The following is a 14,747-nucleotide window of genomic DNA, read 5'->3' as shown; positions in this document are numbered from 1 at the left end:
ATGTGCAGAGAGCCCAACTTTCAGGCGAGTTGGCTGCTTTTCAGCTTGATCCGAGCCGTCTCTCTCCGTAATTGTGGTGCACATCAGCGCACATCGCGGAGACGAAGCCAAAGAGTCATTTGGGCCCTACATCATCGACACCGGCCACGAGGCGGCCGCTGCGGCCCCCTGCTCACCCCTTCACTGGAGGTTGACGTGCATCTACAGTTCATCGGAGTCGACCCGAACTCAGACATCGATGAGTCCCCGACCGCCTGGGTGGATCTAGAGAACGCCGACATCGTGATTCAGAGCTACACGGCGGATGACGCCACGCGAGCCCGGTGTGCGCAGCACAATGCACCTGGGCACGCCCAGCTCATCCCTGACCACGAGTCGGTCATCCGTGTCCCCGCGCGACTGGTGCCGATCCTGAGGGAGGCGTGCGATGCCGCAGAACGTGCCAAGCTTTAGCAGCATGTTGGAGGGCGCTGAGCATTCAGCGGTGCACCTCGAAATGCGTGACGCGTATGGAGTCAGCGGCGAAGCCAATGACTTCACCACCTGGCAGCGCACCGGTCAGCGGGACATCGACCGCCACTCGGCTCACTGGGCACCCTGGGTCGACCTGGTCTCGCGGGCCGTCGCCCGTGGGGTCATCGTCCGGCGGGCACGCATCATTTCCGAGCCGGCCTCCGACTACATTCGGTTTGAGCACGCCGGAACCACCGTCAATCTCGCTGCCGGAGAGCAGGTTCGATGGCTGCCTCGTCGACGCGCCTCCGACATCGCTCTACCGGGAAACGACTTCTGGCTCTTCGACGGCCGACTGATCCGGTGGAACCACTTCGCCGGTAATGGCTCCTCGAGAGGCCCGGAGATCGCCGACGACCCGGCCACGGCGAAGCTCTGCTCGGAAGCTTTCGAGGCTGTGTGGGCACGCGCTGTTCCGCATGAGCAGTACGAAATCCGCTAGCAAAAGACACCTCGCTCCCTCATGACCGCCTCTCCTTCCTCGTCCGCGCAGGCCGCACGCGAAGCAGTTGCCGTGCGGCTGCGCGATCTTCGAAAAGGGGCAGGGTTGACGGTCACCGAGCTGGCCGGTCGGTGTGGATGGCATCATGCCAAAACATCCCGCATCGAGAACGCCCGCACTGCGCCTTCCCCCAACGACATCAGACTCTGGTGCGACGCTTGTGGTGCAAAGGACGAGGCGGCCGGAATGATCACGCTGTCGCTGCACGCCGAGTCCATGTACACCGAATGGCGCCACCAGGTGCGCGACGGCCTCAAACAATTGCAGAACCGCTCCGTGCGATTCTTCCGTGAGACCACGCTGTTCCGCGTCTACTCCTCAACCCTTGTTCCCGGCCTCCTACAAACCGAGGGCTACGCGGCCGCGGTGCTGCGGAGGGCTGCCGAATTCCGGGGACTGTCCGTCGACGACAGCGCCGAAGCCGCCCAGCCACAGGTTGAGCGCTCCCACATCATCCACGAGCCGGGGCACCGATTCGTACTGCTCATGGAAGAGGCAGCGCTCCATTACCGCGTCGGAGACGCAGACACGATGGCCGGCCAACTCGGCTCCATACTTACCGCTGGTTCCTTGCCGTCCGTGTCACTCGGCATCATTCCCATGACAACCCACGACCGTGTGCTGGGACCACGCGAGACTTTCCACATATACGACGACACTCTGGTATCGGTCGAGTTGGTATCAGCACGGGTACGGGTCACGCAGCACTCCGAGATCTCTCTGTACCTCAAAGCCTTTGAGCAATTGCGCAGCATGGCCGCGTACGGCGCCGAGGCGCGGACACTCATTCTGAAGGCGCTCGAAACGTTGACCTGAATCCGCAGTGCACTCACGCCATCAACCTTCACTTGATCGCGGTACGGATGACCGCAGCCACACGATGGGGAGTCAACCAGTGACCACAGAGCAACAGAAGCTCAAGGCATTCGAAGCCCAGATCCGACCCTGGCAAAGTCAACTGTCCTCGGGCCACCGCCCGGTACAAGAGAACTGGTGCGCCACAATCGAGCAGACCAGGGTGGTACACGCATGGGAAGAATCCATCATCGACGGCATGCTTCAAACGGCCGACTATGCACGGCATATCTTCATCCGCTACGCGGAGATGCGGAACTCCCCTCGGGATACTGACGAGGCTGTCCACGCTAGGCTCAAGCGTCAGGAGATGCTCTATCAACCGGGCCGCAAGTTCCGCATCCTTATGTGGGAGGCAGCACTGCACGCCCTGATCTGTCCGCCCACTGTGCTCGCCGCCCAGCTCGACCATCTCGCCGGCGTCATGGACGTGGATTCGGTAGAGCTGGGAGTAGTGCCTTTTCACGCACCTTTGAAGATCCCGCCGGCCAATTCCTTCATCATCCTGGACAATCGGGTGGCGGTCGCCGAGGACTGGCACGCGGAACTATGGCTGGAAGATGCGGATACCATCGCCACGTACCTGAAGATCTGGAACACGCTTCGGGAGTCCGCTGTCTACGGCACCCAGGCCCAGAACATCATCAACAGGGCCCGGCGATCCATCTCTTCAGCCTGATGTCCGATCCTCGGGCGCTGCGGCTGATGCCGCAGCGCCTCAAGGTGCCGAATCATCGGCCTTCGACATCTCCACGAAGGAGGCCCAGGCAGTCGCAGTGAAGAGCAGCCAAGGGGCCGATCAGGTTCCTTGGCTGTCATGTATGGCAGTGACCTGCGAGACGTGCGAAGGTCACCCCGGCCCGAGCCCCCAACACCTGGTTCCGGGGGACCTCACTGCCGCAGAGCTGGGAAACGTGGTCTCAGGCAGCCGCTGCGTCGTCGCCCTGCAACGTTGCCATGAACGAGGCCCACGCGTGCATCCCGAAGGCGAGGCAAGGGCCGGCTGGGTATTTGCTGTCGCGCACGACGCGCTCCAGGTCAGCAGTGTGGGCCACCTCTACACAGTCCCCCTCTTGGCCCGAGTAGGACGACTTGCGAAACGCACTGACGATCTCAGGCTTCACGATCCCTCTCCCTGCACTTTCGGTCCGCCGTCAAGGAACTGCCGGATACGCTCGGTGGTCTCATCAGGCGACAATGCCGCCGAGCGTAGCTGATCGAAGACATTGACGTAGAGGGCCAGATCCTCAGGAGCCTCCACGACATTGGTGTTCGCCGGATTCTCCAGCGTCACGGCTTCCACGTTCGCTTCCACGCCGAACGAGAAGGCCACGAAGGCACCCGACATTCCAGCGATCAAGCTTTCGGCCATCGGCAGGAGCTGAAGTGTGACGTTCTGCCGCTGGCTCACCTCAAGGAGATGCTTCAATTGGCCAGTGCGCAAATGGCGCTCACAGGCCAGCGCAGTAACAGCCGGTTCCCAGATGATCGCCGTGAAGTGGGTGCCGCCTTCCTCGATCCTGCGCTGTCGCTCCTTCCGCAGCCTCACCAACTCCACAACCCGCTCAGGTGGAATGAATTTGGGCCCTGTGGTGACGACAGCTTCTGTGTAGTCCGGGGTCTGCAACAGACCTGGAATCCGCGTGGGGGACCAGGAGCGGATATACGTCGCATCGTTCTCAAGCGTGATGTGGTCCGCGTAGCCCGGCCGGACCATCTCCTGAAAATCGATCCACCAGCCGCGCTCATTGCTCTTGCGGGCCCACTCCAACAACCGGCCCCGCTCCTCGGTGTCTTCCACCTCGTAGCGATCCAGCAGTGTGCGGACCTCCAAGGCTGAGGCGGACGTCTGCCCGCTCTCCAGACGACTGATCTTGGACACGGACTTCATGATCGCCTCAGCGCCATCGGCCTGATCGAGGCCGGCCGCTTCCCGGTGACGTTTCAGAGCGGTTCCGAGCCTGCGGCTTCGCACCGTCGCCTTCCCACCTGCGGGCATGGCCCCTCCTTTCAACGGCCGCCCCAGTTTGCCGCCTTGGGTGACGCCAGGCTAATCCGAGCCCGCACACAGAGTCACCGCAAATTTGCAATAGTCCTGCTTGCGCAGCCGCCGAACACTCCCCTACGTTGAGAGTCGTTGCGCAAAGCGCTCAGTCAACTGCGTTGTGTAGCAACGAGTCTCCGTCATGCGCTCCAAGGGGATACCTATGTCCACACGCGCCCGACCAGCAGCAACACGACTCACACCCGTCCCGGCGGCGGTGGCCCACCTGTTACCCAGCGATGACAGAAGTGCCGCCCGTGCCCGCGCAGCGCTCCGCCACCAGCTTCGGGTCTGGCGCATCGGTGGCGAACTGGCCGACTCCGCAGAGCTGTTGTTGTCCGAGCTGGTCACCAATGCCGTGCGGGCACAGGCGCCCGGCGTCGCGGAGGTCGGCATCCGGTTCGCATGGGCGGACGGTCGCCTCCGGCTTGAAGTGCGGGACGCGAGCGACGAACTGCCCGTGAGGGGCGAGGCCAAGGAGGACGAGGAATGTGGGCGTGGTTTGGTGCTGGTGGACGCCTTGGCAAGTGGCTGGGGCGTCGACCGGGACGGCACCGGAAAGACCGTGTGGGCCGAGTTGGCCGGGTTGGCCGGGTTGGCCGCATGCGACGCCCCGGCGGCACGGTGAGGGTCACCGGCACCGCTCGGCCTCTGACGCTCCCGAGGCCCATGACCTACCGGGCGGAGGCCACGGCCCGCTATCCGGGCGGTCGCTCGATCGGCCTCGGCTGCTGGACGTCGCACTCGCCGGGCCGGGCGCTGGGCTGGGTCCGGATGCGGGCGGGGCATGTGGCGCAGCAGTTAGGCGCGCCGTACGACGGTGTGGTGCATGCCTGGCTGGAGGATGCGGTCGGGTACCGGTGGGCGCGGGACGGCCTGGTGGCCGGGATTCCTTTCATGTTCAGGGAAGTTGACGCGGACGGGTGCACCTGCACATTCGTGGCGCGACCGGACGCCCACGCCCGTACCTCAGCCTCCCTTCAAACCTCGTGTGCCCAGGCCCTACCGAAGCCTCCCCTCAGGTCCCGCGTGTCCGGGAGGCAGCATGACGCGCGGGGCGGCATCAGTTCTGCTCACACCCGGCTTCTGGTGCGAGCGGTTCGTGTATCGGTCCGTCCATGCGGATCGCCTCGCTTCCTGGACGGCCCGCGCCACGCACAGCCCGGTACGTGCGGTCCGGCTGCTGGGCGCGGATGCGCGGGAGGTGGCTGCCGGACTGCTGCCCGGCGACGAACGACAGCGGGTGATGGGCGAGTTGGGCAGGTCGGGGCAGGTAGGGGCCATGGCCGCACTCCAGCGGGGCTGGCCGTGCGGGCTTGCGCTCAACTGCGGCGGGGCGTGGGTGGAATGGACGGTCAGTCCGGTCCTCTTCCTGCCCCTCGTCGACGGGGCGCCGCCGGGCACACCTTGTCCGTGCCGAGGCGGTCAGGCTGTGGGGTTCGGGGCGCGTCTGGCACCGGCGGGAGGGTTCCCGTAAACGATCGGGGTCGCCACGCCCCGTGCTGGATCACGATCCTGGGTCAGGATCAGGGCCGCGCGGCGGGGCCGTTCGCGCGGGCGGCGATGCCGTCGAGACGAGCTCATCCGGACTGCCGTCCAGGTCTCCGTCCAGGTCTCCGGCCAGGCCTCCATTCAGAGCCATCGAGGATGCCATTACGGGACGGCCCCGGGAAGCCCCTGAGGACGGCCGGGGCCGCGTCTCGTCCACGGGAACGAGGAAGCGGCGGTGGGCGGGGACGACCATGGAACCGGCCGCCCGCGCGGCACGCGCCGGGAACGCAAGGCCCGTCGTGAGCCGTGCGCCCGGCCATAGGCAGCCCTGCACCCGGATCAGAGAGGATCAGCATGAACACCCCGATGCCGCACGCCGTCGAGCCGACCGGCGGAGACTGGCGCCCACCGCCCCTCCGGCGGGCGCTGCGCGGCGCCAAGCTGCTCGTCGGCGGCTACGCCTTACTCAGCGGGCTCACGCTTCTCGCCATCATCCTGCTGCGCCACCACCCCGACCTGGTGACCGACGCCGTGTGGGTGCGCGCGTCCATCGTCGTCGCGACCTCCCTGCTCATGGTGTCCTTCGCGGTGCGGACGGGCCGTGGTCACAGTCGGTCCTATCTGCGGCTGCGGCTGGCGTCCGGCATCATGCTGCTGGCCATCGCGGTCATCGTCGCGCTGCCCGGTGCCTTCCCGGTGTGGCTGAAGGCCGAACAGGGCGTGTGCGGCGTGCTCTTGCTCGGTGTCGTCGTGATCGTGAACGGCAGGCGGATGCGGTCGGCGTTCGCCGTCCGGTAGCGGGAGCCCACGCCACTCTTCACGGCACCGCCCTCACGGCACCGCCCTCACGGATCCGCCCCCACGGATCCGCCCTCACGGATCCGCCGGCGCGTTCCGCAGTACCGTCGCGGCGGCGCGGCGGATGGCGGCGACCGTGGGCAGGGTGCGGTTCCTTGCCGCCCAGGCCAGGGCCGCGGTGCCCGGGGGCAGGTCCGGCACCGCGACGTAGCTGATGCCGGGCCGGGGGAAGAAACCGCGGGCGGCGGCGGGGAGGAAGGCCATGGCCTGGCCCCGGGAGACGGCGAGCAGCAGCGCCTCCATATCGGGAACCACCGGCCCGTACCGCACGGGAGAGCCGTCCGGACGTGGGTCGGCCGCCCAGAAACGCCACCACATCCGGGGGCATTCGGGCGGGACGTCCACGACGGGGCGCCCGGACAGTTCGGTCAGCGTCACCTCGTCCCGGCCGGCCAGGGGGTCGTCGGCCGGGAGGCATGCCACCCGGGGTTCGGTGGCCATGGTCAGTGTCTCGATGCCGGGCGGCACCGGCGGGCGCAGGAACAGCACATCGACCTCGCCGCGCTCCAGCGCCTCGAAGTGGGTCGCGAGATCGAGGCCGCGGACGCTGGTCCGCAGCCGCGGATGGCAGGCGTGCAGTTCGTCGAGGACGGCCCGGGTGTACGGCATCGCGGCCTCGGCCCCGATGGAGCCGATCACCAGCCGGCCCTCGATCTGCCGGGAGTGGGAGCCGGCGGCCCGGCAGAGCCCGGCCATCGCTTCCACCACGGCGCGCGCCTTGGGCAAGAGCGCCGCTCCCGCCGGGGTGATCTCGACATGACGCCGGGATCGCCGCAGCAGGATGACGTCCAGCCGTTCTTCGAGCGACCGCAGTTGGCGGCTGAGCGCGGGCTGCGTGACAAACAGCCGGGCCGCTGCCCGGCCGAAGTGCAGCTCCTCCGCCAGGATCAGGAAGGACTCCAGCTGCTGGACACTCGGGGCCTGCCGGGAGGCCGTCCACGGAGTGTCGGCGGGCCCGGGTGCTCCCGGGTCGTCCGCGCCCTGACCGTGCTCCGTCATGCAAGGACGTTATCAATCGGCCGTGAACCCTCATCAGGATCAGGGTTCCGCCGGACGGCCGTGGTGCCGCAGGATCGAGAGGTTGCGGAATCGGGGCCGGCGCTGAGCCGGCGCGGCCGGCGAACGTCCGTCGGCGGGGCACGGGGAACGCCCGCCCCCGCAACACCGTTGACGGAACTGACCACCCGTTGCGGCGGACCGCCCGGCCCGCCGAAGGAGAGACGGACGGAGCGGTTCGACAGGGGAGAGCCGCTCCGTTCCGTCCCCGCGCCGTCGACCGGCCGTCCGCTCCGCGCCGTCCGGCAGCCGTCCGCTCGGTAGTTGCCGGGACCGCGGTCCCGGCCCCGGCAACTCACCGTCTCCTCAGGTGCTCTCCTCCCCCGACGCCGCCTCGTCCAGAGCCTCCGCCAGCACCTCCGCCAGATGGCGGCCCGGACGGTCGCCGAGCTGATCGAGCTGGGTGCGGCAGGAGAACCCGTCCGCAAGGACCTCCGTCCCTTCGGGGGCTTCCCTTACCGCGGGCAGCAGCTGGTCCTCGGCGCACGCCACCGAGACGTCGTAATGGCCGCTCTCGAAGCCGAAGTTGCCGGCCAGGCCGCAGCAGCCGCCGGTCAACTGGCCAGTGAGGCCCGCGCGTTCCCGCAGGCGGCGGTCGGCGGCGTCGCCCAGGACCGCGTGCTGGTGGCAGTGGGTCTGGCCGGCGACGGGGCGGTCGATGCGCGGGGGCTGCCAGTCGGGGGCCAGCTCCTCCAGGGCCTGCGCGAAGGTGCGTACGGAGCGGGCCAGTCGGGCGGCCCGGGGGTCGTCGGGCAGCAGTTCCGGGAGGTCCGTGCGGAGGGCGGCGGCGCAGCTGGGTTCGAGGACGACCAGGGGGCGGCCGTCACGGAGGAGGGGGCTCAGGATCTCGACCGTGCGGCGCATCTCCGCACGGGCCTGGTCGAGCTGGCCGGTGGAGACATAGGTCAGGCCGCAGCACAGGGGGCGGTGGCGGCGCGGCAGCGGAAGGGCTCCGGCCGGGCGCAGGGGCGCGGTCGGTGGCAGGAGGGGACGCAGCCCGGCGGCCTCCAGGACGCGTACGGCGGACCGGCCGACCTCCGGGGAGAGGTGGTTGGTGAAGGTGTCGGGCCAGAGGATGACCGTGCGGCTGCCGGGAGGTGCGGCGCGCGGCCGGGCCGCGGGTACGGTCCCGGAAGCTGACCGGTTGCCCGGCTCCGAACCTCCGCCGCCCACCGTCCCGCGGCGGCGCCACCACCAGCGGGTGAACGTCTCCGTGGCCAGTCGGGGGATCGGGCGCTCGGGGGCGATTCCGCCGAGGCGTTTGGCGACGGCGGCCAGCGGTGTACGGGCGAGGGCGTTCAGGGCCGGGGCGGCGGGGGCCGCGGCGCGCAGCCACTGCGGGAGGCGGCCCATGGAGTAGTGGGCGGCGGGGCGCAGCCGGCCCTCGTAGTGGTGGTGCAGGAACTCCGCCTTGTAGGTGGCCATGTCGACCCCTACGGGGCAGTCGGTGCGGCAGCCCTTGCAGGACAGGCACAGGTCGAGGGCGTCGCGTACCTCCGGCGAGCGCCAGCCGTCCGTGATCACCTCGCCCGCCAGCATCTCGTGCAGCAGCCGGGCCCGGCCGCGGGTGGAGTGCTGCTCCTCCCCCGTGGCCCGGAAGGACGGGCACATCACGTCCGTCGAGCCCGGACCGGTCGCGGCATTACGGCACTTGGCGACGCCGACGCAGCGCCGTACGGCCGCGGAGAAGTCCCCGTTGTCGTGCGGGTAGCCGAACTCGACCGGGACGGGGCGCTTGGGCAGCAGCTCGAAGCGCAGGTTCTCGTCGAGCCGGGCGGGACGGACCAGCATGCCGGGGTTGAGCCCGGCGGCCGGGTCCCAGAGCGACTTGAACCGCTCGAAGACACCGACGAGTTCCGGGCCGTACATCTTCGGGAGCAGTTCGGCGCGCGCCTGGCCGTCGCCGTGCTCGCCGGAGAGCGAACCGCCGTGCGCCACCACCAGGTCACCCAGGTCGTAGGAGAACTCCCGGAAGCGGCGGATGCCGGGGGCGGTCAGCAGGTCGAAGTCGATGCGGATGTGGATGCAGCCGTCGCCGAAGTGGCCGTAGGGCGTACCGCGCAGGCCGTGCTGGGCCAGCAGGGCGCGGAAGTCCCGCAGATACGGGCCGAGCCGGGCGGGCGGGACGGCACAGTCCTCCCAGCCGGGCCACGCTTCGGAGCCGTCGGGCAGCCGGGTGGCGGTGCCGGAGGCGTCCTCGCGGATCCGCCACAGGGCACGCTGGCCGGCCGGGTCGGTGACGAGGGTGTGGTCGGTGGCGCCGTCCGCGGCCGCCGCCCGGCACAGCGCCTCGGCCCGTGCCGCCGCCTCGCCGGGACTCCCGCCGCCCATCTCCACGAACAGCCAGGCGCCGCCCTTGGGCAGCCCCGCCGCGTTCCCCACCAGGTCGGCGGCCATCCCCTCGACGGTCATCGGCTGGCTCCACTGCGTTTCGCCTCCGCTCTGTTCAAGGCCCCTGGGTGCGGAGCGCGGGAGGAGGGTGTGCGCGGCCTCGGCGGCGGCGCTCTCGTCCGGGTAGCCGAGGACGGCCAGGGCCCGCGCGGCCGGCGTCTCCACGAGCCGTACGGTCGCCTCGGTCAGCACGCCGAGGGTGCCCTCGCTGCCGGTGAGGGCGCGGGCGAGGTCGGTGCCCGCTTCCGGCAGCAGCGCGTCCAGGGCGTAGCCGGAGATCCGGCGCGGGAGGTCGGGGTAGCCGGTGCGGAGCAGTGCCAACTCGGCGTCCACCAGCGCTTTCACCCCGTCCCGCAGCCGCGGCGGGAGGCCGGTGGGGGCGCCGGTGCGGTCCGTGCCGCGCCCGGCCCGTACCTGCTCGCCGCCGTACGTCAGCAGCTCCAGTGTGCGGACGCTGTCGGCGGTGGTGCCCCAGGCCACCGAGTGCGAGCCGCAGGAGTTGTTGCCGATCATGCCGCCGAGGGTGCAGCGGCTGTGGGTGGAGGGGTCGGGGCCGAAGGTGAGTCCGTGCGCGCCGGCCGCCGCCCGCAGGTCGTCCAGAATGACGCCGGGCTGGACGACGGCGGTACGGGCGGCGGGGTCCAGCGACACGATGCGCCGCATGTGGCGGGTGAAGTCCAGCACCACCCCGACGCCGGTCGCCTGCCCGGCGATACTGGTCCCGCCGCCGCGCGGCACCACCGGCACCCCGTGCTCCCGGCACACCCGCAGCGCCGCCGCGACATCCTCGGCGTCCCGGGGCGCGACCACCGCCCTGGGCACCCGCCGGTAATTGGACGCGTCCATCGTCATCAGCGCCCGGTCGGCCGCGGCGAACGAGACCTCCCCCCGCACCGCGGCCGCCAACTCCTTCTCCAGGTTCCGCTTCTCCGTCTCCGTGCGATCAGCCATGTCTCCAGCCTGCCCACTGGAGCGGGTTCATGGGCGGTCGGCGGGGCCGATCCTCGGGGCGGGTCGCGGCGGGCGGGAGAGGTGAGTCGCGGCCGGCGGGCGGGACGCGTCGCGGACCTCAGCCGGAGAGGGAAGCGGCGACCGGCGTCCGGCCCGCCGTAAGCGCCCCGGCCGGGTGGAAACGAAAGACGTTCGCCGGGTCATGGCGGGCCTTGAGCCCGGCCAGCCGCCGGTGCGCGTCGGCCTCGTGCACACTGCGCGCCACCTCTTCGGCGTCCGGCCGCTCCCCGTGCCCGCCGAAGAGGAAGTTCACGCTCCGGCCGAGCCGCCAGGGCGCGACGGCCGCCAGCGCCTCGGCGTGCAGCCCCCGTACGGTCGCGAGGGCGGCATCGGGCCGTCCGTCGGAGCACCGCGTATCGGGGGCGCCGGGGCTCTCCTCCGCCCGCTCGGTCAGCGGCGACAGCAGCCGCAGGGCGAACCGGGCGTCCCGGTGGCCGACGGAACCGGCCGCCCCATCCGGCCCGCCCGGCTTCGCCATCGCGCCCCCGAGATGGTTGAGCTGGACCACGCACATGACCGGGGCGGCCGGTCCGGTCAGCGCCGCCACCCGCTGCAGCGCGGCCGCGTCCAGGCCGCTGAGCAGCGCGTTGTCACCGTCGTAGGCATGTGGATCGCTCGGATCGCGGTGAATGGTGTGCGACTCGGCGTACGGCATCTCGCGCAGGTCGTCACTCACCCGCGGCCCCACCGCCCGCAGCGGCGCCACCAGCCGCTCGCCCTCCGCGGCGCTGCCCGTATAGGCGATGCGGATATGCGCGAGGTAGCGGCCGCGCAGCGCGTCGGGCAGCTGCGGGAGGTCCGGGTACGCGATCAGCGCGAGCGACGACGTCAGCTCGTCCGGGACGGTCGCGGTCCAGTCCAGATACGCCGCCAGCGCCGCGTCGATCTGTTCGCCGCCGAACACCAGCTGCCCGCCGTACAGCCGCGCCACCGGCACCAGCCCGAACTCCATCGCGGTCACCACCCCCAGGCCGTGGCCGCCGCCGAGCAGCGCCCGGAACAGCCCGGGATCGGTCTTTGCGGTGACGTGCCGCAGCCGGGCGTCGGCGGTGACCAGGTCGACGGACCGCACGTGATCGGCGGCGAAGCCATACGTCCGGGCCAGCACCCCGACGCCGCCCCCGAGGGTGTACGAGATGACGCCGACGCCCGGGGAGGAGCCGTTGAGCGGCGCGAGCCCGTAGGGGGCCGCCGCCTCGACGACCTGCCCCCAGACGGCGCCCGCCTCGACCCGCGCGGTGCCGGCCGCCGCGTCCACCCGCACCCCGGTCATCCGCCGGGTGCTGATCAGCAGCCCGCCGTCGGTGGCCGCGGACAGCCCGTGCCCGGTGGCCTGGACGGCGACCGGCAGGCCCTGCGCGCGGGCGAAGCGCACCGCGGCGACGACGTCCCCGGCGCACTCCGCGCCGACGATCACGGCGGGCCGGTGCCGGTACGCCCGCTGGAACCCGGACCGTTCGGCGTCATAGCCGTCGTCACCGGGGACGAGGACGGGGCCCCGGGTCTCCCGGACCAGGGCGGGGAGGGCGGCGGGGTCGAGTGTGTGAGCGTTGGCGTGGGCCTGGACGTCGGCGTGGGCGTGGCCGTGGATGTCGCCGTCAGCGTGGGGGGCGGCGTGGTGCGTCCGTGCGGGGTCGTTGATCTCCATGCCGCGCACCCTGCCGCGATAACTTGACACCCGCCGTCATATATAACGTCGCCTGTGAAATCGGACCGGCTGCTCTCGATCCTGCTGCTCCTCCAGACCCGGGGCCGAGTGCCGGCCGCGGAGCTCGCCGAGCGGCTGGAGGTCTCCACCCGGACCGTCTACCGCGATGTCGAATCGCTGTCGGCGGCCGGGGTGCCGGTCTATGCCGAACGCGGCCGGCACGGCGGGATCGCGCTGCTGCCCGGCTTCCGTACGGATGTCACGGGGATGACCACCGACGAGGCCCGCGCCCTGTTCATCCTGGCCGCGCAGGGCGCACACACCGCCCTCGGCCTGGACGAGGCGCTGGGCTCGGCGCTGCGCAAGGTGATGGCGGCGCTGCCCGCCCCGCACCGCCCGGCCGCGGAGCTGGCCGGCAGCCGCATCCTGGTCGACCCCGACAAGTGGATGAGCGGCCCGCGCCCCGTCGTCGACCTGGACGAACTCCACACCGCCGTCTTCACCGACCGCCGGCTGCGCATCCGTTACCGCCACAGCGGCGAGACCCGGCTGCGGACCTACACCGTCGACCCGTACGGGCTGGTCGCCAAGGCCGGCACCTGGTACCTCGTCGCGGACCGGCGCGGCCGGCCCCAGCTCTTCCGCGCCGACCGGGTGGCCTCGGCGACCCTCACCGACGCCCCGGTACGGCGCCGCGCGGGAGTCGGCCTCGCCGGGGTGTGGCAACAGCTGCGGCGCCAGGTCGAGGACCGGCCCGCCGAGGTCAGGGTGACCGCCCGGATCCGCCGCAACCGCCTCGACCTCGCCGTACGGATCCTGAGCGCGGCGCTGACCGGACCACCCCGTACGGGTGACGGCGAGGGCACCGGGAACGGCAAGGAAACGGAGACCGGTGGGAACACCGAATCCGACTGGGCCGTCATCGAGCTGGCCTACCCGGTCATCGGCGCCGTCCGTCAACTGCTCCAGTTCGGCGACTCCCTCGAAGTGCTCGCCCCGCCCGAGGCCCGCCGGGTGCTGGCCGAGGCCGCGGCCGCCCTCACCGCCGTCTACGCGGACGACCGCCCCGGCCGGCCCGAGCGCCCCACCACCGGGTAGCTCCCCGAGCCCCCGACCGGGTGTCGCCCCGCCCTGCCGGCCCCCCGTCCGGCCTCCCTCCGGCCCCCTCCGAAACCGTCCACCGTACGAGCACCCGGCATCTCATCCGCTGGACGTGCCGCCGAACCCCGCAGCACAACGGATTAGGCTTCGCCCCGTGGCTGATATCCAGATCCCCGCTGACATCAAGCCCGCCGACGGACGCTTCGGCGCGGGCCCCTCCAAGGTGCGTACGGAGGCGCTCGGCGCCCTCGCCGCCACCGGTAGCTCCCTTCTCGGCACGTCCCACCGCCAGGCCCCGGTCAAGAACCTGGTCGGCAAGGTGCGCGACGGCGTACGCGACCTCTTCCAGCTCCCCGAGGGCTACGAGGTCGTGCTCGGCAACGGCGGCTCCACCGCGTTCTGGGACATCGCGACGCACGGCCTGATCGAGCGCAAGTCCCAGCACCTCAGCTTCGGTGAGTTCTCCTCGAAGTTCGCCAAGGCCGCCAAGCTGGCGCCGTGGCTGGACGAGCCCACCGTCCTCTCCGCCGACCCGGGCAGCCACCCGGACCCGGAGGCGGAAGCGGGCGTGGACGTCTACGGTTTCACCCACAACGAGACCTCGACCGGTGTCGCCGCCCCCATCAAGCGGGTCGCGGGCGCGGACGAGGGCGCGCTGGTCCTGGTCGACGCCACGTCCGGCGCCGGCGGCCTGCCCGTGGACATCGCCGAGACCGACGTCTACTACTTCGCCCCGCAGAAGTCGTTCGCCTCCGACGGCGGTCTGTGGCTGGCGGCCTTCTCCCCCGCCGCCCTGGAGCGCGCCCGCGCCATCCACGCGTCCGGCCGCCACATCCCGGAGTTCTTCTCGCTGCCCACGGCGATCGACAACTCCCTCAAGAACCAGACGTACAACACCCCGGCGCTCTCCACCCTCTTCCTGCTCAACGAGCAGCTGGAGTGGATCAATGGCCAGGGCGGCCTGGACTGGGCGGTCCGCCGCACCGCCACCTCCTCGCGCACCCTCTACGGCTGGGCCGAGGACTCCAAGTACGCCACCCCGTTCGTCACCGACCCGGCCAAGCGTTCGCAGGTCATCGGCACCATCGACTTCGACGACGACATCGACGCCGCGGCCGTCGCCAAGGCCCTGCGCGCCAACGGCATCGTCGACACCGAGCCGTACCGCAAGCTCGGCCGCAACCAGCTGCGGATCGCGATGTTCCCGGCGATCGACCCGTCGGACGTCGAGGCCCTGACGGCCTGCATCGACCATGTGATCGGCAAGCTGTGACCGG

At 70.7% G+C, this 14,747-nt stretch carries 12 protein-coding genes; 7 read left to right on the top strand and 5 right to left on the bottom strand.

Annotated elements, in window-relative coordinates; translation table 11 throughout:
* Positions 1-427 precede the first annotated feature (427 nt).
* From CFW40_RS21685 to CFW40_RS21675, 3 genes are all read left to right on the top strand, one after another.
* Positions 428-955, top strand: a complete 528-nt coding sequence (locus CFW40_RS21685) for a DUF6879 family protein (RefSeq protein WP_088799451.1) — start codon at positions 428-430, stop codon at positions 953-955.
* A gap of 21 nt (positions 956-976) precedes the next feature.
* Entirely contained in the window at positions 977-1,831 is an 855-nt protein-coding gene (locus CFW40_RS21680) for a helix-turn-helix transcriptional regulator (protein WP_088799450.1), read from the top strand.
* A 79-nt stretch (positions 1,832-1,910) separates the two neighbouring features.
* Positions 1,911-2,549: a DUF5753 domain-containing protein gene (locus tag CFW40_RS21675; protein ID WP_256331344.1), complete on the top strand. Its 639-nt coding sequence runs from the start codon at positions 1,911-1,913 to the stop codon at positions 2,547-2,549.
* A 241-nt stretch (positions 2,550-2,790) separates the two neighbouring features.
* On the opposite strand, the gene CFW40_RS21670 is transcribed toward CFW40_RS21675, so the two are convergent.
* The gene (locus tag CFW40_RS21670) at positions 2,791-2,994 is read right to left on the bottom strand and encodes a DUF397 domain-containing protein (RefSeq protein ID WP_088799449.1); all 204 of its coding nucleotides are present in this window, start codon (positions 2,992-2,994) and stop codon (positions 2,791-2,793) included.
* Entirely contained in the window at positions 2,991-3,869 is an 879-nt protein-coding gene (locus CFW40_RS21665; RefSeq protein ID WP_088799448.1) for a helix-turn-helix transcriptional regulator, read from the bottom strand. The genes CFW40_RS21670 and CFW40_RS21665 overlap by 4 nt, the downstream gene beginning before the upstream one ends.
* Before the next feature lie 208 nt (positions 3,870-4,077).
* Between CFW40_RS21665 and CFW40_RS21660 the strand changes: the two genes are divergently transcribed.
* The gene (locus CFW40_RS21660) at positions 4,078-4,542 is read left to right on the top strand and encodes an ATP-binding protein (protein WP_256331345.1); all 465 of its coding nucleotides are present in this window, start codon (positions 4,078-4,080) and stop codon (positions 4,540-4,542) included.
* A 1,217-nt stretch (positions 4,543-5,759) separates the two neighbouring features.
* Complete coding sequence (locus CFW40_RS21650; protein WP_088799445.1) at positions 5,760-6,203, top strand: hypothetical protein; 444 nt, start codon at positions 5,760-5,762, stop codon at positions 6,201-6,203.
* A 75-nt stretch (positions 6,204-6,278) separates the two neighbouring features.
* Here CFW40_RS21650 and CFW40_RS21645 read toward each other — a convergent pair whose 3' ends face one another.
* From CFW40_RS21645 to CFW40_RS21635, 3 genes are all read right to left on the bottom strand, one after another.
* On the bottom strand, positions 6,279-7,262 hold the full coding sequence (locus tag CFW40_RS21645; protein ID WP_088799444.1) for a LysR family transcriptional regulator: 984 nt from the start codon (positions 7,260-7,262) through the stop codon (positions 6,279-6,281).
* Positions 7,263-7,625: 363 nt separating this feature from the next.
* On the bottom strand, positions 7,626-10,661 hold the full coding sequence (locus CFW40_RS21640; RefSeq protein ID WP_088799443.1) for an FAD-binding and (Fe-S)-binding domain-containing protein: 3,036 nt from the start codon (positions 10,659-10,661) through the stop codon (positions 7,626-7,628).
* A gap of 118 nt (positions 10,662-10,779) precedes the next feature.
* Positions 10,780-12,369, bottom strand: coding sequence for an FAD-binding oxidoreductase (locus tag CFW40_RS21635; protein WP_088799442.1), 1,590 nt, complete (start codon positions 12,367-12,369; stop codon positions 10,780-10,782).
* A gap of 54 nt (positions 12,370-12,423) precedes the next feature.
* Between CFW40_RS21635 and CFW40_RS21630 the strand changes: the two genes are divergently transcribed.
* Positions 12,424-13,467 carry a YafY family protein gene (locus CFW40_RS21630; protein WP_088799441.1) on the top strand — a complete coding sequence of 348 codons (1,044 nt, stop codon included), beginning with the start codon at positions 12,424-12,426 and terminating at the stop codon, positions 13,465-13,467.
* Between the two features lie 157 nt (positions 13,468-13,624).
* On the top strand, positions 13,625-14,743 hold the full coding sequence (gene serC / locus CFW40_RS21625) for a phosphoserine transaminase (RefSeq protein WP_088799440.1): 1,119 nt from the start codon (positions 13,625-13,627) through the stop codon (positions 14,741-14,743).
* Positions 14,744-14,747 lie beyond the last annotated feature (4 nt).

The sequence above is a fragment of the Streptomyces sp. 2114.4 genome (assembly GCF_900187385.1).
Classification (GTDB): domain Bacteria; phylum Actinomycetota; class Actinomycetes; order Streptomycetales; family Streptomycetaceae; genus Streptomyces; species Streptomyces mooreae.
The sequence above is the reverse complement of the archived record's forward strand: the minus strand, read 5'-3'. Positions and strand labels throughout refer to the sequence as shown.

Bases quoted from the DNA above. Each gene is read 5' to 3' on its own strand.
- CFW40_RS21685 (WP_088799451.1), top strand. From the start codon at position 428: ATGCCGCAGAACGTGCCAAGCTTTAGCAGCATGTTGGAGGGCGCTGAG.
- CFW40_RS21680 (WP_088799450.1), top strand. From the start codon at position 977: ATGACCGCCTCTCCTTCCTCGTCCGCGCAGGCCGCACGCGAAGCAGTT.
- CFW40_RS21665 (WP_088799448.1), bottom strand. From the start codon at position 3,869: ATGCCCGCAGGTGGGAAGGCGACGGTGCGAAGCCGCAGGCTCGGAACC.
- CFW40_RS21660 (WP_256331345.1), top strand. From the start codon at position 4,078: ATGTCCACACGCGCCCGACCAGCAGCAACACGACTCACACCCGTCCCG.
- CFW40_RS21650 (WP_088799445.1), top strand. From the start codon at position 5,760: ATGAACACCCCGATGCCGCACGCCGTCGAGCCGACCGGCGGAGACTGG.
- CFW40_RS21645 (WP_088799444.1), bottom strand. From the start codon at position 7,262: ATGACGGAGCACGGTCAGGGCGCGGACGACCCGGGAGCACCCGGGCCC.
- CFW40_RS21640 (WP_088799443.1), bottom strand. From the start codon at position 10,661: ATGGCTGATCGCACGGAGACGGAGAAGCGGAACCTGGAGAAGGAGTTG.
- CFW40_RS21635 (WP_088799442.1), bottom strand. From the start codon at position 12,369: ATGGAGATCAACGACCCCGCACGGACGCACCACGCCGCCCCCCACGCT.